Here is a 22,863-nt window from a genome sequence, read left to right as displayed (position 1 = left end):
CTGCGCCGATCAGGCGCACCTCGCGCAAATGCGCCATAAGCATCTGAAAACACACGACCGCACCAAGCCGCACCTCGCCGGCTTTTATCTCGCCATCGTGCGGTTGTGCTGTCGGCTCCTCCTCTCCAGACCGCCCTTTGTCCGCCAGAACACTCCACAATGCGAACGGGTGCGAACGCGATCATCGCGGGCCACCGGAGACGCTACGGGCGACGAAAAGGCCATCGGTGCGCGAAGCCAGCGGGCCTTGATCGCGCTCCGGGGCGAACGCCGCGGTGGCATCCGGAGCGCCTTCAGACTGCACCGGCGCGGCAGGTTCGCTGCCGGCCGACTGCACGACAAAGAGCGGCGCCCAGGTCCAAGCCAGCGGATCGGCGGCGGCTACCCTCACGGGGCCGCCGAGTTCACCGCCGCCTACAATGGGGGCGAGCGTCGCGACATAGGCGCGCGTTTCAGCCGGCAACGGGCGTCCGGCGAGATACTCTTCGTAGCGGCCCGGACCCGCATTGTAGGCCGCCAGGAAGCCCGGCGATCCGTAACGATCGTGCATCTCGCGCAGATACGCAGCGCCTGCCAGAATGTTGTCGCGCGGATCGTAGGGATTGCCGCCGAGCCGATGCCGGACGCGCAGTTCGGCCCAGGTGGCGGGCATGATCTGCATCAGGCCCATGGCGCCAGCCGCGGAGATGGCGCGCACATCACCTGCGCTTTCGACGCGCATGACGGCGCGTATCCACGCTTCTGGAACGCCGAACCGCTGCGCCGCCTCGGCGATGAAAGCGCCATAGGGATCGCTGCGTGATGGCCGCTCAACCTGCGCCTGCTGGGCGTGGGCAGTGCTCGCGGCCGGTGCGGCGAGGATCAGGCCGGAAAGGAGAAGGAGGGCCGCACGTCGGAGGGTGATCCTCCCTCCGACGGCAGGCTGATGGCGCGCGGTGGGCATCGCTCAGTCCCGCTCGCCGCGCTTGGGCGGGCGATTCCAGTGCAGGCCCCAGGCGGATTTGTCGTCGGCCGACTGGAACAGGTTGGCGCGGATCGGATATTCGAAGGTCGGATCGTCGAGCTGCAGCGAGACGTATTCGCCGGCCTTCTCGCCGGTGCGCTTCCAGCCGGCACCGATCTCCGCGCCGGTTTCGTTGCTCATCGTATCGAGCACATGGACGCGGAAGTCGGGCGCGTTCTCGGCATCGGACGGCTCGGCCGCGACGATGATGATGTCCTGATGCAGCGACAGCGTCGTCAGGTGACCGATGAAGCCATCATTCTCGCGCATGAATTGACCGATCACGGGCATGGGTTGTCTCCTTCAGATTGCGGTGGAGAGAAGTAATGGGCGCGCCGTCACCGCGTCGGCGAGCGCCAGACGAAGCGGCTATCGCCTTCCTCGTCGGTGTAGAGAGGGGTGGCCCGGCCAATCACGGCGGAGGCCGGGAGCGGGCCGAAATAGCGACCGTCGAGGCTGTCGCGGACTTGCCAGTTCATCAGGAACAGCTCGTCGTTCGCGACCAACCGGCAGCCCTGCCAGACGGGCAGCGGGCGACCGCGACGATCGCGATCGAGAGCGTCGCCCATCGGCAGGCCGTCGACGGTGATGGCGAGCCCGGTCCGGCAGACGCGCTGTCCCGGGAGGGCGGCGACGCGCTTCAAGAGCGGTACGCCGCGCGGCAGGTAGCCGCCATCGGACAGGAAGGTTGCGAGCGGCTCGGGCGCGTCTACGGCCACCAGATCGGCCACGTCGAGGCTGCCCACGTCGCCGATCGTGTAGAAGCCGACCGGCGTGCTGGCGGACGCGTTCCAGATCAGGCGCGGCGCAAACGAAGCGATCGCGGCGACGCCCAGAAGCGATACGGCCGCCGTGGTCAGGACAGCGTAGTCGAGGCGCGTCATGCGCCGATCTCCCGGCGCAGGAGGAAGGCGCGGTGCTGGCGCGGACCATAGGCGCGTGGCGCTTCGCCGATGGTCATCCGGTTATGAACGTGACGCCAATGATCGGGCGAAACCCCGATCGGATCGATGCCGCGCGCCTCGATGGCGTCGATGAGCTGGAGCACGCGCTCGACCTTCGGCCAGCCATCGACATGCAGCAGAACCTCTGCGCCGGGCGTGACCGTTGGAACGGTCTGGCACGCTGCGCCGCGCTCCACCGTGCGCAGGATGTCGAGCCGCGAGAGAACGGTGCCGTGCTCGTTCGCCGCCCAGCGCACGAGCGCGAAGACGCTGCCGGGAGGGAAGAAGAGGATGCGCCGGCGGCGGTCGAGCATCTGCTCGCGCCGCTCGCGACCGAAGCGGACCCAGTGCTCCGTCTGCTTCTCAATCCAGACGAGTTCGACCTGTGTGAACGCTTCGGGCGGCGGCTCGGCGGCAGCACGGCCGACGCGCAACGGCGTGGCGACAAGGCCGGTCATTGTCCTTCTCCTGACGGGGGCGGGAATTCGCGGTCGAACAGCGCGCGCAGCATGTCGGCGACGGTCTGGCCGCGCTGGAAGGCGACGATCTTGATCCGGCCGCGCATGTCGGCGGTGACGTCGATCGTCAGCCGGGCCGAGAAATCTTCGGCGGGTTGCGGGCGCTGCGTCTGGCGATCAGTCGCTTTGATCCAGCTCTCCGGATCGCCAGGCCGGGATGCGAAGCCGCGCTTGGGGGATCGTTCGCTCATGCGCCGATCCTCGCGACTTCGGCCGCGAGTGCGGCGATCTCGCGCGCGCCCGGACAATCCTCGTCATGCTCGGCGGCGAGCCGGCCGGTCTGCACGACATCGGCGAAGACGATGCGCTGGCCGATCGTAGTCGAGAGCAAGGGCGGGTCGTGATCCGCTAGCGTCTCGGCGGTCTCGCGCGCCAGGACCGTGCGGGCCGCGCAGCGGTTCAGCACGAAGCGCGCGGCGAGCTGCGGGCGATAGATGCGCGCCTCGCCGAGCAGGGTCAGCATTTCGGCGGATGCCCAGCCATCGAGGGGCGACGGCTGCACCGGGATCAGCACGAGATCAGCGGCTAGCAGCGCCGATCGCATGAGACTGGCGACGCGTGGCGGCCCATCGATGACAACATGGTCGGCGTCCCGCGCCAGCTCCGGCGCCTCGCGATGCAGGGTGTCGCGCGCCAGGCCGACGACACCGAACAGCCGCTCCAACCCCTCCCGGCTGCGCTGCTGCGACCAGTCCAGTGCCGAGCCTTGCGGATCGGCGTCGATCAGCGTGACGCGCTTGCCGCCTCGGGCCCATTCACCGGCGAGGTGCAGGGCGAGCGTCGTCTTGCCGACGCCGCCTTTCTGGTTGAGGAGCGCGACGATCATGCGGGTCTCCCGGGAAACGGGGACTCGTCCACACGGCGCGAAAAAGCGGGTTCCGTTAGAAAGATTCCGAAGGAATCTAGGTTAGATAAGTTACAGGGCTCGCAAGCGCCTGATTCAGCGCGATGAATCGGCGATTCCGGTCCCCGATAGCACGAGAGTCCGGTCCCCGATGGCACGATAGTGCCGGTCCCTGATAGCACGAGACGATTCACAGCTTATCCCCAGGGCGAGTTGACGAGCGGCGACGGCGGCGCGGGATGCCGAGCGCGTCGGGATCGGTTGGTACGAAGGACAGGATTTCGTTGCCGCCGAGGCATTGCTCGATGGTGAGCCGGTAGCCGGGCAGCGGCTGGCGGCGGACGATGTCGCGCAGGTCGTAGGCGAAGTGCTTGAGCGGCGAGAGGCTGCCGGACTTGGCGTGGAGATGCGGGAAATCGAAGCTCCAGCCAAACTCCTGCTTGCCGCCGTGCTTTCGCACCAGGCGGTAAAGCCAGCGCTCCAGGCCGCCAGTGAGATCGAAGTATTTGCGGTCGATCGTCAGCACGAGCGCGTCGTCGAGGACCGCGCCGTAGAACCAGTCGGGGAGGATCAGTTCGAGACCGAGCGGACGGCCGCGATGGTCGGCGCGTTCCTTCCATTCGTTGATCCAGGAGAAGCGGTGCATCCGCCGCTCGGTCGGCTGGCGGATCGAGGTCGCGACCGTGGTCGACTGCAATCGGTCGAGTGCCGCCTTCAGGCGGTCGTAGTCGCGCAGCGATACGCCGCGGCCGATGAAGTTCAGAATTTCATAGGGGGTGGTCGCCATCAGGCGCGATGGGCGCAGGCCGACATCGCGCGCCTCGACGATCTGCGAGGCAGCCCAGATGAGGACGTCCGCGTCCCAGATCGTCGCCATGCCGTGCTCAGGCACGGCCTCGACGCGGATCTTCACCGCGCCCGCCTTGAAGTCGATTGGCGCAAGGCGCTTAGACTTGGCGAGAGAGAAGAACGGATACGCCATGAGATCCTGCGCATCGCGGGGTGCGAGATCGCCGGGCAGCGCCCGGAACAGATCGAGTTGGGCGCGCTCATCGTATCGGGTGTGGCGAGACGACATGGCCGGTCGTCTCAGCGCGGGAAGCGTCCGCCGGCGGCGGTCGAGTCTGTTTGGCGCTTAGCCGGTAAAACAGTGCCGCCCCGCGGATCGGACGTGGAGGTGACGAGACCGCGATCCGCCCAGGCCTGAAGGTCGTCGACGGAATAGACCACGCGGCCGCCGAGCTTGCGGTAGATCGGACCGGTCCCGTAGGTCCGATGCTTCTCAAGGGTGCGTTCGGAAAGGCCGAGGAAGCGCGCCGCCTCCTGCGTTCTCAGGTAGCGTGGCGGTAAATTGGCGGCTCTTTCGGCCATGATCGCACCTCCGTGGTCTCGCGGGCGGCCGCTTCGAAAAAGCGGCGGGTTGCGAGCACGGTGGCGCGAAGACGGCGCCCCGGACGATGTCGAAGTAAGATGCTAAAATCGACACACGAGTGGATATCAGCGATCCCGGCGTGGGCGGCGCAGCAGCGTCCGGTAGCCGCCGCGAACGAGCTTCATGCCGTCGCGGGCGAGACGGATGGTGATCTCCCGGATCGGGTCGCCGACCCACGATGCTGCGTCAATCTTGTGCTGGGGGAAGAGATGCTCGGCGACGGTGCGGTAGATGGCGCCGCTCGCGCGCGCGTCGATCGCGCGCAGCATCTGGCGGGCGCGCTGACGTCTTTGTGGCGTCAGGCGTGGATCGGGCGGCACGCGCTTGCCGAACATCGCGTGCCAGAGGCGTTCAACCGCGGTCAGTCGGTCGGGCGTCAGCTCATCGAATATGATGAACGCGCCAAGGGGGCGGGCATCATCGACGCCGATCAGGGCGACGTCGTGGGGTTCGCCGCGCAGTACGAGCCGGATCAGACCAGGATCATGCTCGATGATGGCGTGGGCGTGCAGATCCTCAACGCGGAGGCGGAGATGTCCCGCCGGGTTCGGTCCGATGGTGAACGGGAGTGTCGCCGGATCGGTTTGCGGGATCCAGAAGATTGGCTGGATGAGCGCCGAGTTGCGAGGGTCGGCGACGAAATCGCAAGCCCCATTGCTCGGCGAACTCGCCCGCGACATCCTCGGTCAACCGCCCGACGGCTACCAGCTCCTGATAGGATTTTCTGTATTCAGGGTTGCGACGCAGGAACTCCCAGGCGAGATCGCCGGGGGTCAACTTGTCGATATAGTCATAGGCGGCTTCAGACCGCCAACTTTCATCCTCGGACATTCTCCACTGCCTCCGCGTAAGGTTGTGCAACGCGAGTTTTGCAGTAGATACGATTCCGGGTTGAACGGAGCGCGGGAAGAACGAAGTGGCCGCAACGTGATGCGGTTTACGCATCACCTCAGTGCAGGCGGCCTTGGAGCAACTCGCAAAAGCCGCTCTTCGTCATCCATTTCGCGCGGTCTAGATGACTGGTGTAGATGCGCTGAGCGCGCTCGGGTTCGGCTTTGGCGTCGAGGCCGAAGAGGACTTCGACGACTTCGCGCCAGTCGGCTTTTTCAGCTTCGGCATCCAGCAGCCGGACGTACAGCTTCAGGTGCGCCTCGTCATAGGCGGTCAGAACCGCCCCGGCCGGCGGCTGATCGAGAAAATCGTCTTTGGTCACAACATCCCCCGATCGCGAGATGTATCCAAACTGGAGGATATTGTTAACCGTGATTTGATCGGAACGATGACGCATGACCTTGACGCGGGACGAAGCAGCAACGCCGCGACGTGTCGAACGTCAGGTTTCCTTCTTCGCATCAACGAGCAGCACTCCCTTGCCCTGATCGGAGTTCAGGAAGACAATGCCGGCGCGTTCGAAGGCCCGTCTCACCTCATCGCGCGTGCTCTCAAAAACCTCGAGGCCACTGGTGGATTCGAGGCGTTTGAGCGCGGTCAATGAGACCCGGGCCTTGTCAGCGAGCGTCTCCTGTGTCCAACCCAGCAACGCACGTGCGGCCCGAAACTGTCGGGCGGTGATCATGCATGATCACCTCCCACACAGACCTACGCGTACGCCAAAACTACGACTATAATAGTCGTTCTTGGCAGCGTGTTCCAGTCGGAAGTGCTTATTTTCTCTATGTCAGACCGCCGAGATCGCAACTGATTCGGTCGCAGCAAAGCCGAGGCCCCGGCCTTCCGGTCGGGGCCTCGCGGGGGGGGGGCTCAGTCGCCCCGGCGCCCGTTGGGACGGGACCAGATGAGCGAGAGGGTCTCGCCTTCCTCGTCATCGAAGAGGTTAGCGTAGATCGGGGCGTTGAAGCTGGGATCGTCGAGCTTTAGGCCCAGATAGGCGCGCCCCTCGTTGGAGGTCTTGGACCAGGCGGCGCCGATTTCGGCGCGGCCGACGAACACGCGGTGGCTGGGGGCGTTCTCGCCGGTGGCGCGGGCCTCGGGGACGATGCGGACGTTCTTGGTCTGCAGGCTGAGGGTGACGATTTCGCCGGTGAACTCGTTGTTGCCGGTCTTCTTGAAGGTGCCGATGGTCGCCATGGTAATTCTCCTTGAACTCTGTCCCGAGCCCGCACCATTGCGGCCTCGATGGCGATCGACGGGCCGGAGGCGATTGACGGCGCACCCCGCAGGGGCCTGACAGCAAAGGAGGGGCTTTCTTGGCGCGCGAGGAATGACGGCGCAGCCGGTAGGGGAAGAAAGTTTCGACGCCGCTGTTGCGGCATAGGCGATCGAGGCGCAGCCGACCTTCGGCCAGATCAGCCCATTGAAGAGGCCGTTTGGAGCGGTTGAGGCACTGTCAGAGAACGGAGAAAATGGCAGCCGTCCCGCAGCAGCTAACCGGCGCCGGAACAATACTCACCAGCTTCGTTTCCTCCCCGCAAGGCACGGTGTTGCATCCTGACCCGCAACCGCCGACTAGGAGATCGCCACGCCGGATGTTCGGTGATGCAGCCAGGAGGTGCTCTGCCACGGCAACGACTCCAACGAGGGCCGCTTTTCCGAGCCCGCGCTGATCCGCGCTCCATGCATCAATCGCAACGGCCTGAGACGGGCGGTCGCCGCCCATCGCTGATCACCTGGCAATGGCGATGACGACGATCGGGCTCGCGCGAGGTCCCGGCCGGACGGAGCCGGGGGCCGCCGCCATTCCTGAACGGACGGTGTGAGTCTGTCGCTCACTGCGGAAGTTCTGGCCCCGCCGTTTGTGTTGTCGCTATTTTTCACAGGTAAGAATTAGGGGCCGTTTGAGGAGTTGCATCGGCAGAAGGCGTGTGGCTGGCTATCCAAGGACACGCGCAGACCGGAGATATCCATGATTCATATCGATACCTTACTAGCTTTCGCCGCGGTAGTTCTCGGCCTGTTCCTTATTCCGGGTCCCGCCGTCCTTTTGGTGCTCGCGCGCTCGTCTGCAGGCGGGCACCGCGTCGGAATAGCCACTGGCCTTGGCATTGCCGCTGGTGACGTGGTCCACACGGCGATGGCCACGATCGGCCTGTCAGCTGTGCTGATGACATCTGCGCTAGCCTTCAACTTGGTGAAATACGCCGGCGCCGCCTACCTTATTTACCTTGGAGTTCGCGCATTGATGGAGGGTGGTGAGGACCTCCAGTTGGCGAAAGCACGGCGAGTTGACGCGCCGCTCGCGTTTCGCCAAGCGGTGATTGCCGAAGTCCTTAACCCAAAGACTGCCCTGTTCTTTCTCGCCTTCCTGCCGCAATTTGTGCATCCAGAGCGTGGGGCGGTAGGTGCGCAGCTGGCGGTCTTAGGTCTAGTGTTCGTGATTATGAGCGCCATCTACACGGCGTTGGTCGCGCTCGCGGCCGGTCGATTAGTAGGCTGGCTCTCCAAACGTCGCGGCATAGGTCGTTGGCAGAACCGCGTAGTCGGAACGATTTACTTGGGGCTTGGTGTTCGCATGGCGTTACAGCAGAGGTAAATGGCCGCAGCGGACGGTTGATCTGGTGAAGGCGCTCTCTGCATTTCCAGCGATCGATAAATCGGCTTCATCGCGGTTTGCGAGCGCGCTGCTCAAACTGGCGGACTCCGGACCGCTTGAGACACGCCTCCAAAAGCAAGAACGAGTAGCAGCGCGGTTTCGAAGAGGTGGCGCTGGCGGTGTGTTGGGTGTACTTCTGCCAGCCGATTTGCTGTTGTTGAGCCAAGGCGACCTTGGCCTCAACGTCGTCGCGTTGTGAGCGAATAGGCCTGCCTTGGGCGCTTACGCGCCCCCGAACTTCCAGACCGGGATGCCGAGCTTCTTGGCCTTGTCGGCGAGGTTGTCGTGGATGCCGGTGCCCGGGAAGTGCATCACGCCCTTGGGCACGATCTGCAGCATCTCGTCGTTGCGCTTGAACGGCGCTGCCCGGCCGTGCTTGATCCAATCGGGTGCAAAGCCGATTTGTGGCACGTTGCGGTTTGTCGCCCAGAGTGAGGCGATCTTCTCCGCGCCCTTTGGCGACTTGCCATGGATCAGCACCATGTCGGGGTGCTTGGCGTGGACTTGATCGAGCTTGGCCCAGATCAGCCGGTGATCGTTGAAGTCGAGGCCTCCGGTGATGGCGATCTTCGGGCCGGCCGGCAGCAGAACCTCGTTGTCGGCTCGCTTCTTCGCGGCGAGGAAGTCGCGGCTGTCGATCATCGCCGAGGTCAGGTTGCGGTGATTGACCATCGATCCGCTGCGGGGGCGCCAGGGTGAGCCAGTGTGGCGTTCGTAATGCTCGGCGGCCTGGTCGCGCATCAGCTCGAAAGCATTGCGACGTTCGATCATCGTCTGCCCTTCGGCCGTCAGGCGCTCCAGCTCGACGGCCTTTACCTCGGAGCCATCCTGTTCGCGCTGGCCGCGCCGCTGCGCCTGCTCGTTGTCGTCCAGCTCGCGCTCGATCCGGTCGGTGGCTCGGTGGAAGAGGTTGACGGTCGACCAGAGGAGATCGTCGAGGTCGGGCTCGAGGCGGGTGTCCTCCAGGGTGACGATCAGGGCGTCGAAGATGTCGGCGATGGCGCCGGCGACATGGTCGCCCTCCGGAAGCGGTCGGGGATCGGGTTCATCCGTGAAGGGACGGTAGCCGTAAAGCTGGAGTTCGCTGAGAACATGGTCGGAGGGAGAAGAGGCGTGGTGCGGTTCGTAGTCGTCGTGCTCGCTCATGGGGTGCTCCGTCGGTTCGGCCGCGACCCTCGCGGCCTTCATGGCGACGAAAGCCGGCGGGCGGGCCGGACCTGCATCCGCAGCGAAGCGGAGGGCCGGAGCACAGCGGAGGATGACGAAGGCGGGCTATTTTGCCTCGCGATGGAAAGCGGCACTCGGCCGCGCCGGAAAATAGTCCGTCGCAGACATTGCGGGTCCGGGCCGTTTGCTGGCCGATCGCCCTCTCGAAGGCCTGGGCGCGGTTCTCTCCGACCTGGGGATCATCCGAGCGATGCCGACGACGGCGCTCCCGCCGTCTGCATTCTCCTGCCGGCCTATGCCGTCAGCGCCATGAAGCGTGCGACGTCCTGCGGCGCGATCTGCACCCGGGCCGCTGCCCGGAGGCTGTCCAGCCCCGCCAGGCGAAGATCCTCGTTGAAGTCGCCCAGGCTCGGTGACACCACGACCGCTTCGATCCCGGCCGCGTTCGCCCGTTCGATCAACGTCGCCATCGCACCGTCGCCGGCCGGATCATTGTCGCGGGCGATGTAGAGCCGTCGCAGCGTGTCGGGGAACAGGATGGTCGAGAGATGCGCCGCCGAGAGCGCCGCCGCCATCGGCATGGTGGGTAGCGCCATCCTGAGCGACAGCATCGTCTCGATGCCTTCGCCCGCCGCCATCACGTCGCCAGCCACACCGAAGCGAACGGCATGCCCGAGGAGGTCGCCCATCGCCCGTCTCGGCGTGTCGATCGGGGCTTTGTTCGAGCCGTCCGGCGCGAGCCAGGTGCGGTGCGCGCCGGTCTGACGCCCGGCGAGATCGGTGACCGATGCGATCATCGCCGGCCAGGTCTCTGTCGGGGAATGTTCGTCAGGCCGGTAGTAGCAGCGGGGATGGAAGCGCAGGCTTCCGGTTCCGTGCAAATCCGTAATGCCGCGTGTATGGAGATATGTCTTTACGAGTGTGCCCGCAATCGGCTGCGCCATGGCGAACAGCCGCCGGGCCGCTTCCGGCGATCCGGCCGGCGCAGGTGACTGGCGCCCGCCACCGTGCGGACGGTCCGGTTCGGGATGCGGCATCGACAGGAACGTGCGCGCCTCATCGGCAACGTCCTTGAAGTCGACCAGGCCGCAGCTTTGGCGGATTACGTCGAGGAGATCGCCATGCTCGCCGGTGGCGGCGTCGGTCCATTTGCCGGCGGCGCCCTTGCCGGTTTCGCTGCCCTTCAGCCGCACGAACATCGAGCGGCCCGGCGTATTGCGCACGTCGCCGACCAGCCAGTAGCGGCCCTCGCGATGACCGGCCTTGAGATAATGACGGCACACCGCCTCGGCTTGTCGGCCGAGACGGATCGCCAGTTCGGAAGCGTCCTGCCGCGCCATTACGCCACCTCCCGCTCGCCGATGCGCTCGATGCGATAGCGCTCCAGCACCTTGGCCAGAATGGCAGCGCCGGTCCCATCGGTCGGCACGAACATCCGCAGCTTCCACGAGATGATCTCGTGGAACAGGCCATAGGCCCGCAGGCGATCGCGCATAGCGTCGGTGAAGCCGGACAGCTCGATGCGGTTGGCGCCCATGACCCGGACGCGGCGAAGTTGAAGACCCTCGGTCAGATCGAGGATGGTCTTGCCATCCATCAGCGCCATGAAGGCGTCGTCCGCTGTCAGGGTCGATGTGCCGGTGGCGAGCGCGCCGGCTACCCAGGCGGCGGAGACACGGCGGCCAACGATGCGCTCGCCGTCGTCGGTCTGGAGTCGATACACCCGCGTCGACTCGCTCGGGAGGCGTTTCCAGATCGGCAGCAATAGGCCGCTGACGACATGGATGGTGCTTTCGGCATACTCCGGCACCTCGGCTACCTCAGCGTTCCATGCCGCGGTGAAGCCCGCCCGGTCCGCGTCGACCCAATGGGTCTCATCCATCATCTTGATGGGGATGTTGTGCGCCTCCATCGGTCGGATCAACCGCACGCGCCGTTCGATCTCGCCATCGTCCAGCATGATGCTGGTGGTCGGGATCTGCACGGCGGCGCGGCCCGAACGCTCGTTGACCAGCAGCCTCGCGCCCGGGTCGTCGAGATGGTCGAACGCCTCGGGCAGCGTCACCGGCCGGTTGCGCTGGCGCTGGGTGATGGTCAGCAGCCGGGCTTCGGCGCCGGTGCCGGGATGGACATGGATCGTCCGGCGATCGGTGACGACGAAGCTCTCGGCCTGCAGCGTCTCCAGCCCGACGTCGTAGCTGCCCGAAGCGATTGCGCCTTCGACCTTGGCGTTCAGCAGCCGCTCGAACGCCGTGAACAGGACGCCCTGAAGGTCGATGGTCAGCGCCAGCAACCTGTTCAGGAAGGTGGTGATCGGCGGCAGTTCGTCCTTGATGCCGGTGGAATCCATCAGCGAGAGGCCGGTGGCGTCCTCGAACATCTGGAGCGAGCATCCGTCGACCTTGCCCCGCACCAGTAGCAGGTAGAGTTGCCGCAGCGCGTCGCGAGCGTAATGGCTTTCGAGATTGTCCTCGGGCCGGAATAGTCCTTGGCCGCCCGTCTGGCGTTGGCCGCGTGTGATCGCACCCAGGGTGTCGAGCCGGCGAGCGATGGACGATAGAAACCGCTTTTCTGCCTTCACGTTCGTCGAGATCGGCCGGAACAGCGGCGGTTGCGCCTGGTTGGTCCGGTTGGTGCGACCCAGCCCCTGAATGGCGGCGTCGGCCTTCCAGCCCGGCTCCAGAAGATAGTGGACGCGCAGCCGCTGGTTCCGTGCCGACAGATCGGCGTGATAGCTGCGCCCGGTGCCGCCGGCGTCCGAGAAGATCAGGATACGCTTCTGATCGTCCATGAAGGCCTGCGTCTCGGTAAGATTGGCCGTTCCGGCGCGGTTCTCGACGGCGAGGCGATCGATACCGCCGGAGCCGGTCTTGCGGACGATGCGGCGCGAGCGTCCCGTCACCTCCGCCACGACATCGGTGCCGAAGCGCTGGACGATCTGATCGAGCGCGCCGGGCACCGGCGGCAGCGAAGCGAGCCTCTCGATCAGGCGGTCACGACGGGCAACGGCGTCGCCGCTCTCGACCGGCTGACCGTCGCGAAACACCGGTCGCGATGACAGGTTGCCCTCGCTGTCGGTGAACGGCTCGTAGAGCTGCACCGGGAAGGAATGGGCGAGATAATCCAGAACGTACTCGCGCGGGGTGATGTCCACCCGGACGTCATTCCATTCCTCGGTGGGGATCTCCGCCAGGCGGCGCTCCATCAAGGCCTCCCCGGTCGACACGATCTGGATCACGGCGGCATGGCCGTCGGCCAGGTCCTGCTCGATCGACCGGATCAGGGTCGGCGTCTTCATGCTGGTGAGGAGATGACCAAAGAAGCGCTGTTTGGCGGATTCGAAGGCCGAGCGGGCGGCGGACTTGGCCTGCCGGTTCAGCGTGCCCCCGCTGCCATCAGGGCCGCCGGTGATGTTGGCGGCCTGCATTGCGGCGTCGAGATTGTTATGGATGACGGCGAAGGCCCCGGCATAGACATCGTAAATGCCGGTCTGCTCAGGGGTTAGCTGGTGTTCGACTAGGTCGTATTCGACGCCGTCATAGGAGAGCGACCGCGCCGTGTAGAGGCCGAGTGAGCGCAGGTCGCGGGCCAGCACTTCCATCGCCGCCACGCCGCCGTCCTCGATCGCTTCGACGAATTCGGCGCGGGTCGAGAACGGGAAGTCCTCGCCGCCCCAGAGACCGAGGCGCTGGGCGTAGGCGAGGTTGTGGACGGTGGTCGCGCCGGTTGCCGAGACATAGACGACGCGCGCATTCGGCAGGGCGTGCTGGAGCCGAAGGCCCGCACGGCCCTGCTGGGAGGCGGCGACATCGCCGCGTTCGCCCTTGCCGCCAGCGGCGTTCTGCATGGCGTGGCTCTCGTCGAAAATGATCACTCCGTCGAAGTCGGAGCCCAACCATTCGACGATCTGCTTGACGCGGGAAAGCTTCTCGCCGCGGTCGTCGGACCGTAGCGTGGCATAGGTGGTGAATAGGACGGCTTCCGAGAGCGTGATGTCCTTGCCCTGCGGAAAGCGCGACAGCGGCGTGACCAGCAGGCGCTCCATGCCGAGCGCCGACCAGTCGCGCTGGGCATCCTCCAGCAGCTTGTCGGATTTGGATATCCATACCGCCTTGCGGCGGCCCTGCATCCAGTTGTCGAGGATGATGCCGGCCGACTGGCGTCCCTTGCCGGCGCCGGTCCCGTCGCCGAGCATGAAGCCGCGGCGGAAGCGCACAGAGTTCGGCGCATCGTCGGGCGCTGCCGAGACGACGTCGAAAGTCTCGTCGAGCGTCCACGAACCGGCGAGGAAGTCGGCATGCGCCTCGCCAGCGTAGATAACGGTTTCGAGCTGGGCGTCAGAGAGCAGGCCATCCGGGACGATGTTTGCAGGCAGCCGGGGCCGGTAGCTCGGCCTGGGCGGCGGGACCGAGGCCATCGCGACGGATTGCACAAGCTTGGTCGGATGGGCCTGCGCCCCGGGAATACGGATCGCCTGCAATCCATATTCTTCATAGATCGCGTCGGTGATCCGGCCGATTTCGGCAGGCGTCCACTCCACGGTCTCATAGGCGAGTTCGACGCCTTCGGGCTCGATGGACGCGGGCGTGGCGGGACGTGCCGCAGTAGTACGCGCCGGGTATCCGCGAACGGTCCGGGGCGTCGCGGTAGACGCCGAAGTTGCCACTGGCGGGAGGGTGGCAATCGGACGCGGCGGAACCTGCGTCTCGATCCAGCCGAGCAGCGTGTCGACGTCGGGCGCGATGCCTGGCGAAGGAGGAAATGCCGAACGATTGTCGGCCGGCAGCTTGTCGATGACCGTCAGCCGCGTGTCGATGGTCGTGCCGTGCTTGGCATAGACCGAGCCGTCGATCGCGGCAGTGAACACCACGCGGCCGTGATCCTGAAGGCGGACGAAGGCCGCTGCCCAAGCCGGATGGTCGGGGCTGAAGTTGGCGCCAGTGATCGCCACCAGCCGTCCGCCATCGGCAAGCCGGGCCAGCGCTGAAGCGATGTGGCGGTAGGTGGCGTCGGCCACGCGGCCGGAGACGTTCGCCATGACGGAGAATGGCGGGTTCATCAGCACGACTGAGGGGGTGGCGTCCGGCGCGAGATGATCGTCGATCTGGGCGGCGTCGAAGCGGGTGACGGCAACGCCCGGAAACAGCGCTGCGAGAAGATCGGCACGGGTCTCGGCCAGTTCGTTGAGGAGGAGCGTTCCGCCTGATATCTCGGCCAAGATCGCGAGCAGGCCGGTGCCAGCCGACGGCTCCAGGACAATGTCGCCAGCGGTTATGGAGGCGGCCGCTACGGCGGCGAGGCCGAGTGGCGCTGGCGTCGAGAACTGCTGAAGCGCCTGCGATTCTTCCGAGCGACGCGTATGCGTCGGCAGGAGCCCGGCGATCTTCGCCAGAGCGGAGAAACGTGCAGCCGGAGATGCGGCCTTACGGAAAAGCGCCTTTCCGTATTTACGCAGGAAGAGGACTGTCGCGACCTCGCAGGCCTCATAGGCCGCCTTCCAGTCCCAGGCGCCGCTGGTGTCGGATGCGCCGAAGGCTGTTTCCATCGCTGCACGAAGGATCGCGGCATCGACGCGCTGACCACGTTCGAGATGATCGATAAGCTGCTGTGCCACGTCGAGGATCGAGGACGCTCGGGTGACGGGCGCGGCCGGAACGGCCACGGGAGGCAGAATGTTCATGGGAGGAACCTCGGGAGAGCGGAAGGGACAAGCCCGGTCGGCGCTCTCTCTCGACCGCCCGGACTCGACCCGTCCCGGCCGTCCTCTTCCTCTTGTCCGCTGACATAAAAAAAGCGCCCGACCGTGAGGCCGGGCGCGCGCATGGTCGGGAATCATCACACACCTCCCTCCGCTAGCCACCGGCCGGTGCTGATCCACTCGATCGTGCGGCCGGTGGAGAGATCGAGCAGATGGGCGCCGCCGGAGAAACCGTCGACGACAGGGTCCGAGGCGACGCCGGCCCACTGAAAGCCCCAGGTGCCGGTGAGCGCGAATGTCTCCGCGCAGCGGGTGACGAAGGTGACAAGCAATTGCGGATCGGCGGTTCCGGGGTCGCGAAGCCAAAGGCGTGTCGCGCCGTGTTCGGGCGTGAGCGAGAGCAGGAACGGCTCGGCGGGCGGGTCCTCGCGACCGTTTTCGGCCATCAGCGCGGTGTAGATGTCGAAGGCGCGCGCGACATTGGCGACCGAGCCGACGTCGAGCAGGCAGGAGAAGCGGGTGAGATATTCGGCCATATCAGGCTCCTGAAACGAAAAGAGCCCGGCGCTGGGCCGGGCTCTGAGTGGATGGGATTGGAAGGTGCGGAGCGGCCGAAGCCGTCCCGCGAGCCCGCTCATTCGGCGGCGATGAGGTGACGTTCGTCGTCCTCGCCATCGGCCGGCGGTTCGGACTCGTCGTCGGCGCTGAGGAAGTCGGGCAGCTCGGCTTCCACGCCGCCGCCGTCCGCATCCGCTGCGGGATCGCCGTCGACGCCGGCAATCCGAAGCGGCTCAGGCAGCCAGCCGCTGTCGGCCAGGAGACGCTCGGCCTCCTTGGCCATGTCGCCCTTTTTCAGATGACCGATAAGCTCGGCCGCCCGTTCGCCGGCGCCTTCGCGGACGGCTTCGAGGATGCGCGGCTTGGTGACACGGTTGAGGTAGTTGCCGAAGGTCGGACGCCAGCCGGCTTCGACCAAGTCGAGCCCGGTCGCCCGCGTCAGCCGGTCGGCCTGCGCGAGCCTCATATCGAGCGTATGCTGCGACACGCCGCCCGCGCTGTGTGGGTTCGGCCGCTCATAGAGCGCGTTGACCCCATAGCTGACGCAATGCGCCAGTAGCGCCATGCGGCTGGCATCGTCGAGACCAGCGAGCCAGTCCCAGAGGGCGTCGTCGTCCTTCGGGATGTCGGCGGCCCAGGCCTCGTGACGCTCCTGCACAGCCCGCGCGGAGGGACTGTCCTTCAGCGTCTCGTCCTGAACCGGGAAGAAGATATGCTTCACCCCCGCCTCCATGGCGCCCGTGTACATGCGGGTCATGAAGTTGTCCGAGACCAGCTTGTGGAGAAGCGCCGTCATGGCGATGTGCGGGTTTTCCGCCACGGCGTTGCGCAACGCGAGGGTGCGGTAGGCGGTCAGCTCGATCACGAGGCGTTCGGGCAACGGCTTGATGCTGTCGTCCTCATCGTCCTCCGGTTCGACAGGCTGGCCGCCGATGGTGATGACGGCGCGCTGCACCGACGGGCTCGCGGTGCCATCGGATTCGGTGTCCGTCTCCGATCCCTCGTCGCCATCGGCACGGACCGGCGGCACATCCTCGGGCCGGACGAAGCCGCGATCGACCGAAAGCGATCCGTTGGCGTCGATGCTGACGAAGACGCCGGCGATGGCGATGTCGGCCGGGTCGAAGTGCTCGGGCCGGTCGTCGAAGGCTGCCAGAGCCGTCTCGATCTCGCCCATACGCTCGTCGATCTCATCGGGCAGTTCGTCGGCGTCCTGATATTCCGCTTCAAGACTGGCCTGCTCGGCGTTGAGCGCCTCGATGGTCGCTTGTTCGTCGGCCGACAGATCAATCGGCACGCCGGGGACCTCGTGCAGGCCGCGTACCGCGTCGTAGGGGAAGCTGACCGCGACCTCGATCCACTTCCAGCCCTCGGCGGCGATCACCTCAGCCTCGGCCTTCAGCTTGTCGGCGACGAGGCGATCGAGAAGCCCCACGTCCTGCAGCCAGCCGCCATCATCGGCCTGGAAGAGGTCACGCATGACGATGCCGCCAGCCGCCTCATAGGCTTCGATGCCGAGGAAGACGGCACGCTTGTCGGACGCGCGCACCGTGGTCTCGGTCAGCATGCGCCGGATCTGATAGGGTTCCTTCGACCAGGCGTCCTTGATCGCGTTCCAGACCTGGGTCTGACGCTCGTGGTCTTGGGAGACCGTGAATGCCATGAGCTGCTCCAGCGTCATGCCGTCGTCAGCATAGACCTCGTGCAGCGCGGGCGACACGGTCGCGAGGCGCAGCCGCTGCTTGACCACGTTGACGGGCACGAAGAGCGCCGCGGCGATCTCCTCCTCGGTCATGCCCTTGGTCAGCATGTCGTGGAAGGCGCGGAACTGATCGAGCGGATGGAGCGACGCGCGCTCGATATTTTCGGCCAGCGACACCTCCTCCGGGAGGATGGCGCCGTCACGATCGCGGACCACGCAGGGTACGGGCGCGATCTTGGCGAGACGCTTCTGCTTCACCAGCAGTTCGAGCGCGCGGAAGCGGCGGCCGCCGGCGGGCACCTCGAACATGCCGGTCTCGTTGCCTTCGGCGTCAACGACGGGGAAGACGCTGAGGCTCTGGATCAGGCCGCGCCGGGCGATTGAGGCCGCGAGGTCCTCGATCGAGACGCCGGCCTTCACCCGCCGGACGTTGGACTGGCTGAGCACCAGCTTGTTGAAGGGGATGTCGCGCGAGGACGACAGGGTGATCTTCTGAACGGCAGTAGCCATCGGGATTTACTCCGTGACGGGCGGCCGAGAGACTCTCTCTCAACCTCCAACCCGTCACGAAGCGAAGCGCCGCCCTCTTCCTCTAAAGGGGGCAGCGCCACGAACCGGCAAACCTGAAAGGCACGGAAGCGCAAAGCCGGAGACGCGGAAAACCGCATCCCCGGCTTTGCGGAAATCAGGCGGCTCGATCGAGCAGCTTCTTGGCCTTGCCCTCCATGTCGAGGCGGGCGTCCTGATGCGGCTTGTCGCGCGCGACGGCGGTGATGCCTTGCACGAAGTCGAAGATGGACTCGGGCGGACGGCCTTCCTCGGCCAGCACCCTGTCGATGATCTTGCCGGTCTCGGCCTTGGAGAAGCCCCGCCGACGCAGGAAGTCGGTGCGGTCCTCGTCTGTTCTGGCGACGATACGCTCGCGCGCCGCCTTGATGCCGTTGACGAACGGCAGGGGCGAGGAGTTCGCGAAGTTCAGCAGCGCCGGGGCCGCCTCGTGCGCGAAGCGATTGGCCGCATATTTGGAGTGGCGGATGATGATTTCCTCGAAATCCTCCACACCCCACAGATTTCGGTTCTGGCAGACCGCGCGCAGATAGAAGCTCGCCATGCCGAGCGTCTTGGCGCCGACCTCGGAATTCCAGCAATAGAAGCCCCGGAAATAGAGGTCGGGCGATCCGTCCGGCAGTCGGCCGGCCTCGATCGGATTCAGGTCGTCGACCAGGAACAGGAAGACGTCCCGGTCGGAGGCATAGAGCGTGGTCGTATCCTTGGTGATGTCGACGCGCGGATTGTAGATCCCGGTCGACCAGTCGAGCACGCCCGGCACCTTCCAGCGGGTGTCGCCCGTGCCGTTGCCGGCAATGCGCTGCACCGCCTCGACCAGTTCGTGATCGTAGATGCGGCCATAGTCCGGGCCAGTGACGGCGCGCAGTTCGACACGCCCAGTATCGGTTTCGAGCGTCTTGATCTGCTCGGCCCGATTGGAGGTCAGGCCATATTGCAGGTTGATGCCAGCGAGGGCGGCCGGGAGTTGGCGCAGATAGGCTGCGGGCGCTCCGACCAGGCTGGCGAGTTGTCCGAAGGACCAGTGCGTCGGCGCGACTGGCGTGTCCGTGCCCGGCAGGATGAGGGCCAGCCGCTCCGGGTCGTTGCGGTTCGCCTCGACATGGATGAGCGCACTCTCCACCACCCGCGTCCGGCTGCGTTCGGTGCGGTCGCGGGCAGTGCGGGCCAACTCGGACAGAGACAGGTAGCGATCGTCGGCCGGACGCGAGAACCACTCTGACGAGACGCGGCCGACCCGCTCGCCACGGCCGACATCGACCTTGTAACCGCCGCTGGTGTCACGGCGCGCATCGAGGACCTGCATATTCATGGGACCAATCTCCATGACGGGCGCCGGAGACCTCTTCTCCAACCTTCAACCCGTCACGGGAAACAAGTCCACTCTCTCACTCTCAGCGGGGCGTTGCGGGGCAGCCGCCCTGCAGAAGGGGTGGGTCGAGACCAGCGGGCTCGGGCGCAGGGGAAGGCTTTCCCCTCCCGGTGCGGATGTACAAGGTGACCCGGTGAGCAGTCGTCGCTGTTGGCTCAGGGGTCCGTTTGAGGCGAACGCGTTTCGTAGAGCGGCAGCCTCTTCTACCTGGCACCTTTCTTCATCTACGCAGATTGATACAATTCCTCGGATAAGAGGTCCTTTTCTCCGAGGTTCCGTATCGTGCCGTCATCCATGTCCCAACGCCAGATTGCCCATACCGTGCTGACCGCGCGCGGCATTTCGCGCCTGGCAGAGCTGCGCGAGGCGGGCGTAACAGCCGCCACCATGAGCCGCATGGAACGCGACGGCGAGGTGCTTCGGCTCGCGCGAGGACTTTATCAACTTTCCGATGCGCCGCTCGACGTCCACCACAGTCTGGCAGAGGCCGCCAAACGGGTTTCCAAGGGCGTCGTTTGCCTCGTTTCGGCCCTGTCTTTTCATGGCCTGACGGATCAGCTCCCGAGGAAAGTTTGGCTCGCCGTGGGCCAGAAGGACTGGTCCCCGAAACCCGAAGGCACGCCCATTCAGCTGGTGCGTTTCACAGATCGTGTCCTGACGGAGGGGGTTGAGACGCACCCTGTCGAGAGGGTGCCCGTAAAGGTTTTCGGCGTCGCAAAGACGATTGCCGATTGTTTCCGATATCGGAACAAGATTGGCCTGTCCGTGGCGATCGAAGGCCTTCAGTAAGCGCTGCGCCAGCGCAAGACGACGCCAAGCGAGATTGCCAGCTAGGCTGAACAAGGAACGGTCGCCACGGTCATTCGACCCTATCTCGAGGCACTGACCGCCAATCGCTAAGGAGATCAAGAATATCGGCTCCTCAGTTCGCGCCCCGCCTGCCGCAGATTCCCAAAACTAGGTGATGGTGGACCGGGCGGGCGCGAACTAGAATTCTTGACATCCTGGCTAATTAGTCATATATGATCGATTTATCGATGTTTTTCATCATATATGGATGATTGAGATGGGTTCCCCCAAGGCGAAACCTGCACTGGAACGGCTGGGCCAGGATATCCGCAACGCGCGGCTGCGGCGTGGTATTGCCGTGGCGGATCTCGCCGTGCGTGCGGGAACCTCGCCAAGTTCCATCGCCCGCCTTGAACGGGGTGATCCGGGCGTTGCCATCGGAACGCTTGCCGACGTTCTCGTTGTGCTGGGCCTTCTGGAGCGGCTCGCTGACCTGGTCGATATCCGCAAGGACGATCTGGGGCTGGCGCTGGCAGCGGAGCACGGACCGCGCAGGGGCCGCTCCTTCGCGGCAAGGCTGAAAAAGCAGAAGGCTCAGACGGAGGAGACGCAGGATCGGCAGGACGTTGTGGACCCTGACGGGGCTTCCTTCTGATGGCCGATTTCGTCGCCCATGTCGCGCTTGGCGAAGGCCGGACATCGGTGGGCCAGTTGCGTTTCACCCATGCCGGGCCGCGTCAATTCTCGACCTTCGCCTATGGCGCCGAATGGATCGAGAATCCGCGCGCCTTCGCCATACAGCCCGATTTCCCTCTTGAGGCCGGCCCATTTCACACCTCGGGGCAGCCCGGCAACATGCGCGACGCCTTGGCGGGCGTTTTCGCCGATGCGGCTCCGGACAGCTGGGGACGCCGGCTGCTGGAACGTGCCTATGGCAATGGTCTTAACGAATTCGAGTATCTGACGCTTTCCGACGATACCTGCCGCCAAGGCGCGTTGCGCTTTCTGGATGACAAGGGCGGGGTCATTCGCGGCAAGGCAGCGGACGCCGTTCCGCGTCTTGTCGATCTCGAAACCATCACGGCGATCGCGCGGGCCTATGAGCAAGGCAAGGAAATCTCACCCGAGGAAATGCAGGCGCTGGCCGGCGCCGGCGGCTCCGGCGGCGCGCGCCCCAAAGCCAATGTCAGGGACGGCGACGCGCTGTGGCTGGCGAAGTTCACCTCCGTCCACGATCAGCAGCCGATCGAGCGCGTCGAGGTCGCAACGCTGCGCCTGGCGGCAGCCTGCGGTATCCGCACGCCCGAGACACGGTTGGAACTATCAGACACGCCGTTTCCAGTTGCGCTGATCCAGCGGTTCGACCGCCGTGGGGCCGCACGGATTCCGTACATCTCCGCGCGCACCGCACTCGGCAAAACGGGAGTGGAGCTGGGCTCCTATACGGAGATCGTCGATTTCATGCGGGCTTATTCGTCCGATCCTTCTGACGATTTCCGCGAACTCTATCGGCGTCTGATCTTCACGATCCTCGTGTCCAACAAGGACGATCATCTCAAGAACCACGGCTTCCTCTATGTGGGGGCGGGTCAGTGGCGCTTGTCGCCGGTATTCGACGTGAACCCGGCCCCGGATCGCAACCCGCATCTCGAGACGGCGATCCTCGAAGGCGGCGCCCATGATCGGTCGATCAATCTTGCCCTGGAAGCCTGCGAGTTTTTCGAGATTCCTAAGGCTGAAGCTCGAGAGATCATCCGGGCAGTAGCGCAGCGCGTTTCGGACGGATGGCGAGAGGCCTTCAGACAGGTTGGCGTCTCAGGCGCGCTGGCGCGCGACTATGAGGCTGCTTTCGTCGGTGATGAGATGGAAACAGCGCGCAGTACTTAGCTCATATATGACGATCATTCTGCGTTAATCACTCAAATATGAGTACTTGAGCGGTGCTGACGTCATGAGCCACGACGGATCGCTGAGATGCCTTTGAAAGCGGGGCGTGGGAAATCCAGGGGTGAGCAGCTGCAAAGAGCCAAGCCGCGTGCCGGGCAATCAGATTTAGCTTGAAGGGCTGTGCAGAAAAAGGAGCCCCGCAGCGTTCACTACGGGGCTCATTCAAACTTAAGTTGAGTACGTTAGGTCCGGTCGTGGATCTGGGCGAGCGGGGCAACCCTCTTCGCCGCATCGACGCCCGCCTGTGCGGACTGCTTGGAGGTGTAGACCTCGGAGTGGCACAGGGTTTCGCCGTTGGCGCCCTTAAGGCGCCAGAAGTACCCGCCTGCGTTCGCGCGAAGGATTTCAAACATGTAGCTGGCCCTCCTTGGGCCGAAAATGAGACCCGTCCGAAGCGCCGGGTCATTGATTTTTGAGTATGGGCCAGCTAGGGTAATGGTGTTCAAGCATGCCTAGCGGGCTTCGGCCCAGGTATTCGGAAATCGGCTGGTTTACGAGACCAGTCGGTTTTCCATCCATTTTGCCTTCGGGGTGAGATACGGCCCCCTCGGCGGAAGTTCGTCTGGACTCACCGGCGGAACTTCAGGAAACCGCGTCCCATCCTTTACTTCAGCGATCCGGCCCTGATTGAGGCCGAAGAACGCCGCGATATCGTGATGGCGGTCGCCCCGCTTGATCATTCCGCGAATGAGCGCCGCGTCGCGCTCCGTAATTGTGAGGCCACTGGGCTTCGCCCGTGATGCCATGCATTTCTCCTATGTTTCCAAGGCCA

The 22,863-nt window shown here is 65.1% G+C and carries 24 protein-coding genes and 1 pseudogene; 4 read left to right on the top strand and 21 right to left on the bottom strand.

Translation table 11 applies throughout. The features are described 5' to 3' along the window. Positions 1–181: 181 nt before the first annotated feature. From I8E17_RS19110 to I8E17_RS19050, 13 genes are all read right to left on the bottom strand, one after another. Entirely contained in the window at positions 182–943 is a 762-nt protein-coding gene (locus I8E17_RS19110; protein WP_219511154.1) for a lytic transglycosylase domain-containing protein, read from the bottom strand. A gap of 3 nt (positions 944–946) precedes the next feature. Next, entirely contained in the window at positions 947–1,294 is a 348-nt protein-coding gene (locus I8E17_RS19105) for a DUF736 domain-containing protein (RefSeq protein WP_219511156.1), read from the bottom strand. A 47-nt stretch (positions 1,295–1,341) separates the two neighbouring features. Continuing rightward, positions 1,342–1,887, bottom strand: coding sequence for a S26 family signal peptidase (locus I8E17_RS19100; RefSeq protein ID WP_219511158.1), 546 nt, complete (start codon positions 1,885–1,887; stop codon positions 1,342–1,344). Then, positions 1,884–2,405 (bottom strand): DUF2840 domain-containing protein, encoded by a 522-nt coding sequence (locus I8E17_RS19095; protein WP_219511160.1) that lies wholly within the window; start codon positions 2,403–2,405, stop codon positions 1,884–1,886. The genes I8E17_RS19100 and I8E17_RS19095 overlap by 4 nt, the downstream gene beginning before the upstream one ends. Next, positions 2,402–2,656: a hypothetical protein gene (locus I8E17_RS19090; RefSeq protein ID WP_219511163.1), complete on the bottom strand. Its 255-nt coding sequence runs from the start codon at positions 2,654–2,656 to the stop codon at positions 2,402–2,404. Before I8E17_RS19090 ends, I8E17_RS19095 begins: the two co-directional genes overlap by 4 nt. Continuing rightward, complete coding sequence (gene parA / locus I8E17_RS19085; protein WP_219511165.1) at positions 2,653–3,291, bottom strand: ParA family partition ATPase; 639 nt, start codon at positions 3,289–3,291, stop codon at positions 2,653–2,655. The genes I8E17_RS19090 and parA overlap by 4 nt, the downstream gene beginning before the upstream one ends. 208 nt (positions 3,292–3,499) lie before the next feature. Continuing rightward, complete coding sequence (locus I8E17_RS19080; protein WP_219511168.1) at positions 3,500–4,387, bottom strand: replication initiator protein A; 888 nt, start codon at positions 4,385–4,387, stop codon at positions 3,500–3,502. Positions 4,388–4,398: 11 nt separating this feature from the next. After that, on the bottom strand, positions 4,399–4,680 hold the full coding sequence (locus tag I8E17_RS19075; RefSeq protein WP_219511172.1) for a helix-turn-helix domain-containing protein: 282 nt from the start codon (positions 4,678–4,680) through the stop codon (positions 4,399–4,401). Positions 4,681–4,806: 126 nt separating this feature from the next. After that, positions 4,807–5,253, bottom strand: a complete 447-nt coding sequence (locus tag I8E17_RS19070) for a DUF2285 domain-containing protein (RefSeq protein ID WP_229002132.1) — start codon at positions 5,251–5,253, stop codon at positions 4,807–4,809. A gap of 4 nt (positions 5,254–5,257) precedes the next feature. Beyond that, positions 5,258–5,572 (bottom strand): DUF6499 domain-containing protein, encoded by a 315-nt coding sequence (locus tag I8E17_RS19065; RefSeq protein WP_229002054.1) that lies wholly within the window; start codon positions 5,570–5,572, stop codon positions 5,258–5,260. 118 nt (positions 5,573–5,690) lie between these two features. Next, positions 5,691–6,029 (bottom strand): DUF2285 domain-containing protein, encoded by a 339-nt coding sequence (locus I8E17_RS19060; RefSeq protein ID WP_307777806.1) that lies wholly within the window; start codon positions 6,027–6,029, stop codon positions 5,691–5,693. Between the two features lie 45 nt (positions 6,030–6,074). After that, positions 6,075–6,317 carry a helix-turn-helix transcriptional regulator gene (locus I8E17_RS19055; protein ID WP_024021493.1) on the bottom strand — a complete coding sequence of 81 codons (243 nt, stop codon included), beginning with the start codon at positions 6,315–6,317 and terminating at the stop codon, positions 6,075–6,077. 185 nt (positions 6,318–6,502) lie between these two features. Beyond that, positions 6,503–6,829, bottom strand: coding sequence for a DUF736 domain-containing protein (locus I8E17_RS19050; protein WP_219511178.1), 327 nt, complete (start codon positions 6,827–6,829; stop codon positions 6,503–6,505). A gap of 775 nt (positions 6,830–7,604) precedes the next feature. Here I8E17_RS19050 and I8E17_RS19045 point away from each other — a divergent pair. After that, complete coding sequence (locus I8E17_RS19045; protein WP_219511180.1) at positions 7,605–8,231, top strand: LysE family translocator; 627 nt, start codon at positions 7,605–7,607, stop codon at positions 8,229–8,231. 282 nt (positions 8,232–8,513) lie between these two features. Here the strand turns inward: I8E17_RS19045 and I8E17_RS19040 are convergent, their stop codons facing one another. The 6 genes from I8E17_RS19040 to I8E17_RS19015 form a co-directional block, all read right to left on the bottom strand. After that, positions 8,514–9,437: a DUF2493 domain-containing protein gene (locus tag I8E17_RS19040; protein ID WP_219511183.1), complete on the bottom strand. Its 924-nt coding sequence runs from the start codon at positions 9,435–9,437 to the stop codon at positions 8,514–8,516. 314 nt (positions 9,438–9,751) lie between these two features. Beyond that, on the bottom strand, positions 9,752–10,798 hold the full coding sequence (locus I8E17_RS19035; protein WP_219511185.1) for a toprim domain-containing protein: 1,047 nt from the start codon (positions 10,796–10,798) through the stop codon (positions 9,752–9,754). Then, positions 10,798–15,138: a strawberry notch family protein gene (locus I8E17_RS19030; RefSeq protein ID WP_219511187.1), complete on the bottom strand. Its 4,341-nt coding sequence runs from the start codon at positions 15,136–15,138 to the stop codon at positions 10,798–10,800. Before I8E17_RS19030 ends, I8E17_RS19035 begins: the two co-directional genes overlap by 1 nt. A 155-nt stretch (positions 15,139–15,293) precedes the next feature. After that, the gene (locus I8E17_RS19025) at positions 15,294–15,692 is read right to left on the bottom strand and encodes a hypothetical protein (protein WP_219511191.1); all 399 of its coding nucleotides are present in this window, start codon (positions 15,690–15,692) and stop codon (positions 15,294–15,296) included. 98 nt (positions 15,693–15,790) lie between these two features. Next, positions 15,791–17,926, bottom strand: a complete 2,136-nt coding sequence (locus tag I8E17_RS19020) for a ParB/RepB/Spo0J family partition protein (protein ID WP_219511195.1) — start codon at positions 17,924–17,926, stop codon at positions 15,791–15,793. A gap of 175 nt (positions 17,927–18,101) precedes the next feature. Then, positions 18,102–19,295, bottom strand: a complete 1,194-nt coding sequence (locus I8E17_RS19015; RefSeq protein WP_219511198.1) for a DUF932 domain-containing protein — start codon at positions 19,293–19,295, stop codon at positions 18,102–18,104. 342 nt (positions 19,296–19,637) lie between these two features. On the opposite strand from I8E17_RS19015, the pseudogene I8E17_RS19010 reads away from it, so the two are divergent. From I8E17_RS19010 to I8E17_RS19000, 3 genes and pseudogenes are all read left to right on the top strand, one after another. After that, a pseudogene (locus I8E17_RS19010) lies at positions 19,638–20,255 on the top strand (type IV toxin-antitoxin system AbiEi family antitoxin domain-containing protein). Between the two features lie 166 nt (positions 20,256–20,421). Next, complete coding sequence (locus I8E17_RS19005) at positions 20,422–20,799, top strand: helix-turn-helix transcriptional regulator (protein ID WP_048648545.1); 378 nt, start codon at positions 20,422–20,424, stop codon at positions 20,797–20,799. Then, complete coding sequence (locus I8E17_RS19000; RefSeq protein ID WP_219511200.1) at positions 20,799–22,031, top strand: type II toxin-antitoxin system HipA family toxin; 1,233 nt, start codon at positions 20,799–20,801, stop codon at positions 22,029–22,031. The genes I8E17_RS19005 and I8E17_RS19000 overlap by 1 nt, the downstream gene beginning before the upstream one ends. A gap of 242 nt (positions 22,032–22,273) precedes the next feature. Here the strand turns inward: I8E17_RS19000 and I8E17_RS18995 are convergent, their stop codons facing one another. Further along, a complete protein-coding gene (locus I8E17_RS18995; protein WP_219511202.1) occupies positions 22,274–22,444 on the bottom strand; it encodes a YegP family protein in 171 nt (56 codons plus the stop codon). A 138-nt stretch (positions 22,445–22,582) separates the two neighbouring features. Beyond that, positions 22,583–22,837, bottom strand: a complete 255-nt coding sequence (locus I8E17_RS18990; protein WP_219511536.1) for a hypothetical protein — start codon at positions 22,835–22,837, stop codon at positions 22,583–22,585. Positions 22,838–22,863 lie beyond the last annotated feature (26 nt).

The sequence above is a fragment of the Rhizobium sp. AB2/73 genome (assembly GCF_020871915.1).
Lineage (GTDB): Bacteria > Pseudomonadota > Alphaproteobacteria > Rhizobiales > Rhizobiaceae > Rhizobium > Rhizobium dioscoreae.
Note: the sequence above shows the minus strand (reverse complement) of the source record. Positions and strands in the feature narration are given on the sequence as shown.

Excerpts from the sequence above, each read along its gene's own strand:
- I8E17_RS19110 (WP_219511154.1), bottom strand. The coding sequence starts at position 943 with ATGCCCACCGCGCGCCATCAGCCTGCCGTCGGAGGGAGGATCACCCTC.
- I8E17_RS19105 (WP_219511156.1), bottom strand. The coding sequence starts at position 1,294 with ATGCCCGTGATCGGTCAATTCATGCGCGAGAATGATGGCTTCATCGGT.
- I8E17_RS19100 (WP_219511158.1), bottom strand. The coding sequence starts at position 1,887 with ATGACGCGCCTCGACTACGCTGTCCTGACCACGGCGGCCGTATCGCTT.
- I8E17_RS19095 (WP_219511160.1), bottom strand. The coding sequence starts at position 2,405 with ATGACCGGCCTTGTCGCCACGCCGTTGCGCGTCGGCCGTGCTGCCGCC.
- I8E17_RS19090 (WP_219511163.1), bottom strand. The coding sequence starts at position 2,656 with ATGAGCGAACGATCCCCCAAGCGCGGCTTCGCATCCCGGCCTGGCGAT.
- parA (WP_219511165.1), bottom strand. The coding sequence starts at position 3,291 with ATGATCGTCGCGCTCCTCAACCAGAAAGGCGGCGTCGGCAAGACGACG.
- I8E17_RS19080 (WP_219511168.1), bottom strand. The coding sequence starts at position 4,387 with ATGTCGTCTCGCCACACCCGATACGATGAGCGCGCCCAACTCGATCTG.
- I8E17_RS19075 (WP_219511172.1), bottom strand. The coding sequence starts at position 4,680 with ATGGCCGAAAGAGCCGCCAATTTACCGCCACGCTACCTGAGAACGCAG.
- I8E17_RS19065 (WP_229002054.1), bottom strand. The coding sequence starts at position 5,572 with ATGTCCGAGGATGAAAGTTGGCGGTCTGAAGCCGCCTATGACTATATC.
- I8E17_RS19060 (WP_307777806.1), bottom strand. The coding sequence starts at position 6,029 with ATGCGTCATCGTTCCGATCAAATCACGGTTAACAATATCCTCCAGTTT.
- I8E17_RS19055 (WP_024021493.1), bottom strand. The coding sequence starts at position 6,317 with ATGATCACCGCCCGACAGTTTCGGGCCGCACGTGCGTTGCTGGGTTGG.
- I8E17_RS19050 (WP_219511178.1), bottom strand. The coding sequence starts at position 6,829 with ATGGCGACCATCGGCACCTTCAAGAAGACCGGCAACAACGAGTTCACC.
- I8E17_RS19045 (WP_219511180.1), top strand. The coding sequence starts at position 7,605 with ATGATTCATATCGATACCTTACTAGCTTTCGCCGCGGTAGTTCTCGGC.
- I8E17_RS19040 (WP_219511183.1), bottom strand. The coding sequence starts at position 9,437 with ATGAGCGAGCACGACGACTACGAACCGCACCACGCCTCTTCTCCCTCC.
- I8E17_RS19035 (WP_219511185.1), bottom strand. The coding sequence starts at position 10,798 with ATGGCGCGGCAGGACGCTTCCGAACTGGCGATCCGTCTCGGCCGACAA.
- I8E17_RS19030 (WP_219511187.1), bottom strand. The coding sequence starts at position 15,138 with ATGAACATTCTGCCTCCCGTGGCCGTTCCGGCCGCGCCCGTCACCCGA.
- I8E17_RS19025 (WP_219511191.1), bottom strand. The coding sequence starts at position 15,692 with ATGGCCGAATATCTCACCCGCTTCTCCTGCCTGCTCGACGTCGGCTCG.
- I8E17_RS19020 (WP_219511195.1), bottom strand. The coding sequence starts at position 17,926 with ATGGCTACTGCCGTTCAGAAGATCACCCTGTCGTCCTCGCGCGACATC.
- I8E17_RS19015 (WP_219511198.1), bottom strand. The coding sequence starts at position 19,295 with ATGAATATGCAGGTCCTCGATGCGCGCCGTGACACCAGCGGCGGTTAC.
- I8E17_RS19005 (WP_048648545.1), top strand. The coding sequence starts at position 20,422 with ATGGGTTCCCCCAAGGCGAAACCTGCACTGGAACGGCTGGGCCAGGAT.
- I8E17_RS19000 (WP_219511200.1), top strand. The coding sequence starts at position 20,799 with ATGGCCGATTTCGTCGCCCATGTCGCGCTTGGCGAAGGCCGGACATCG.
- I8E17_RS18995 (WP_219511202.1), bottom strand. The coding sequence starts at position 22,444 with ATGTTTGAAATCCTTCGCGCGAACGCAGGCGGGTACTTCTGGCGCCTT.
- I8E17_RS18990 (WP_219511536.1), bottom strand. The coding sequence starts at position 22,837 with ATGGCATCACGGGCGAAGCCCAGTGGCCTCACAATTACGGAGCGCGAC.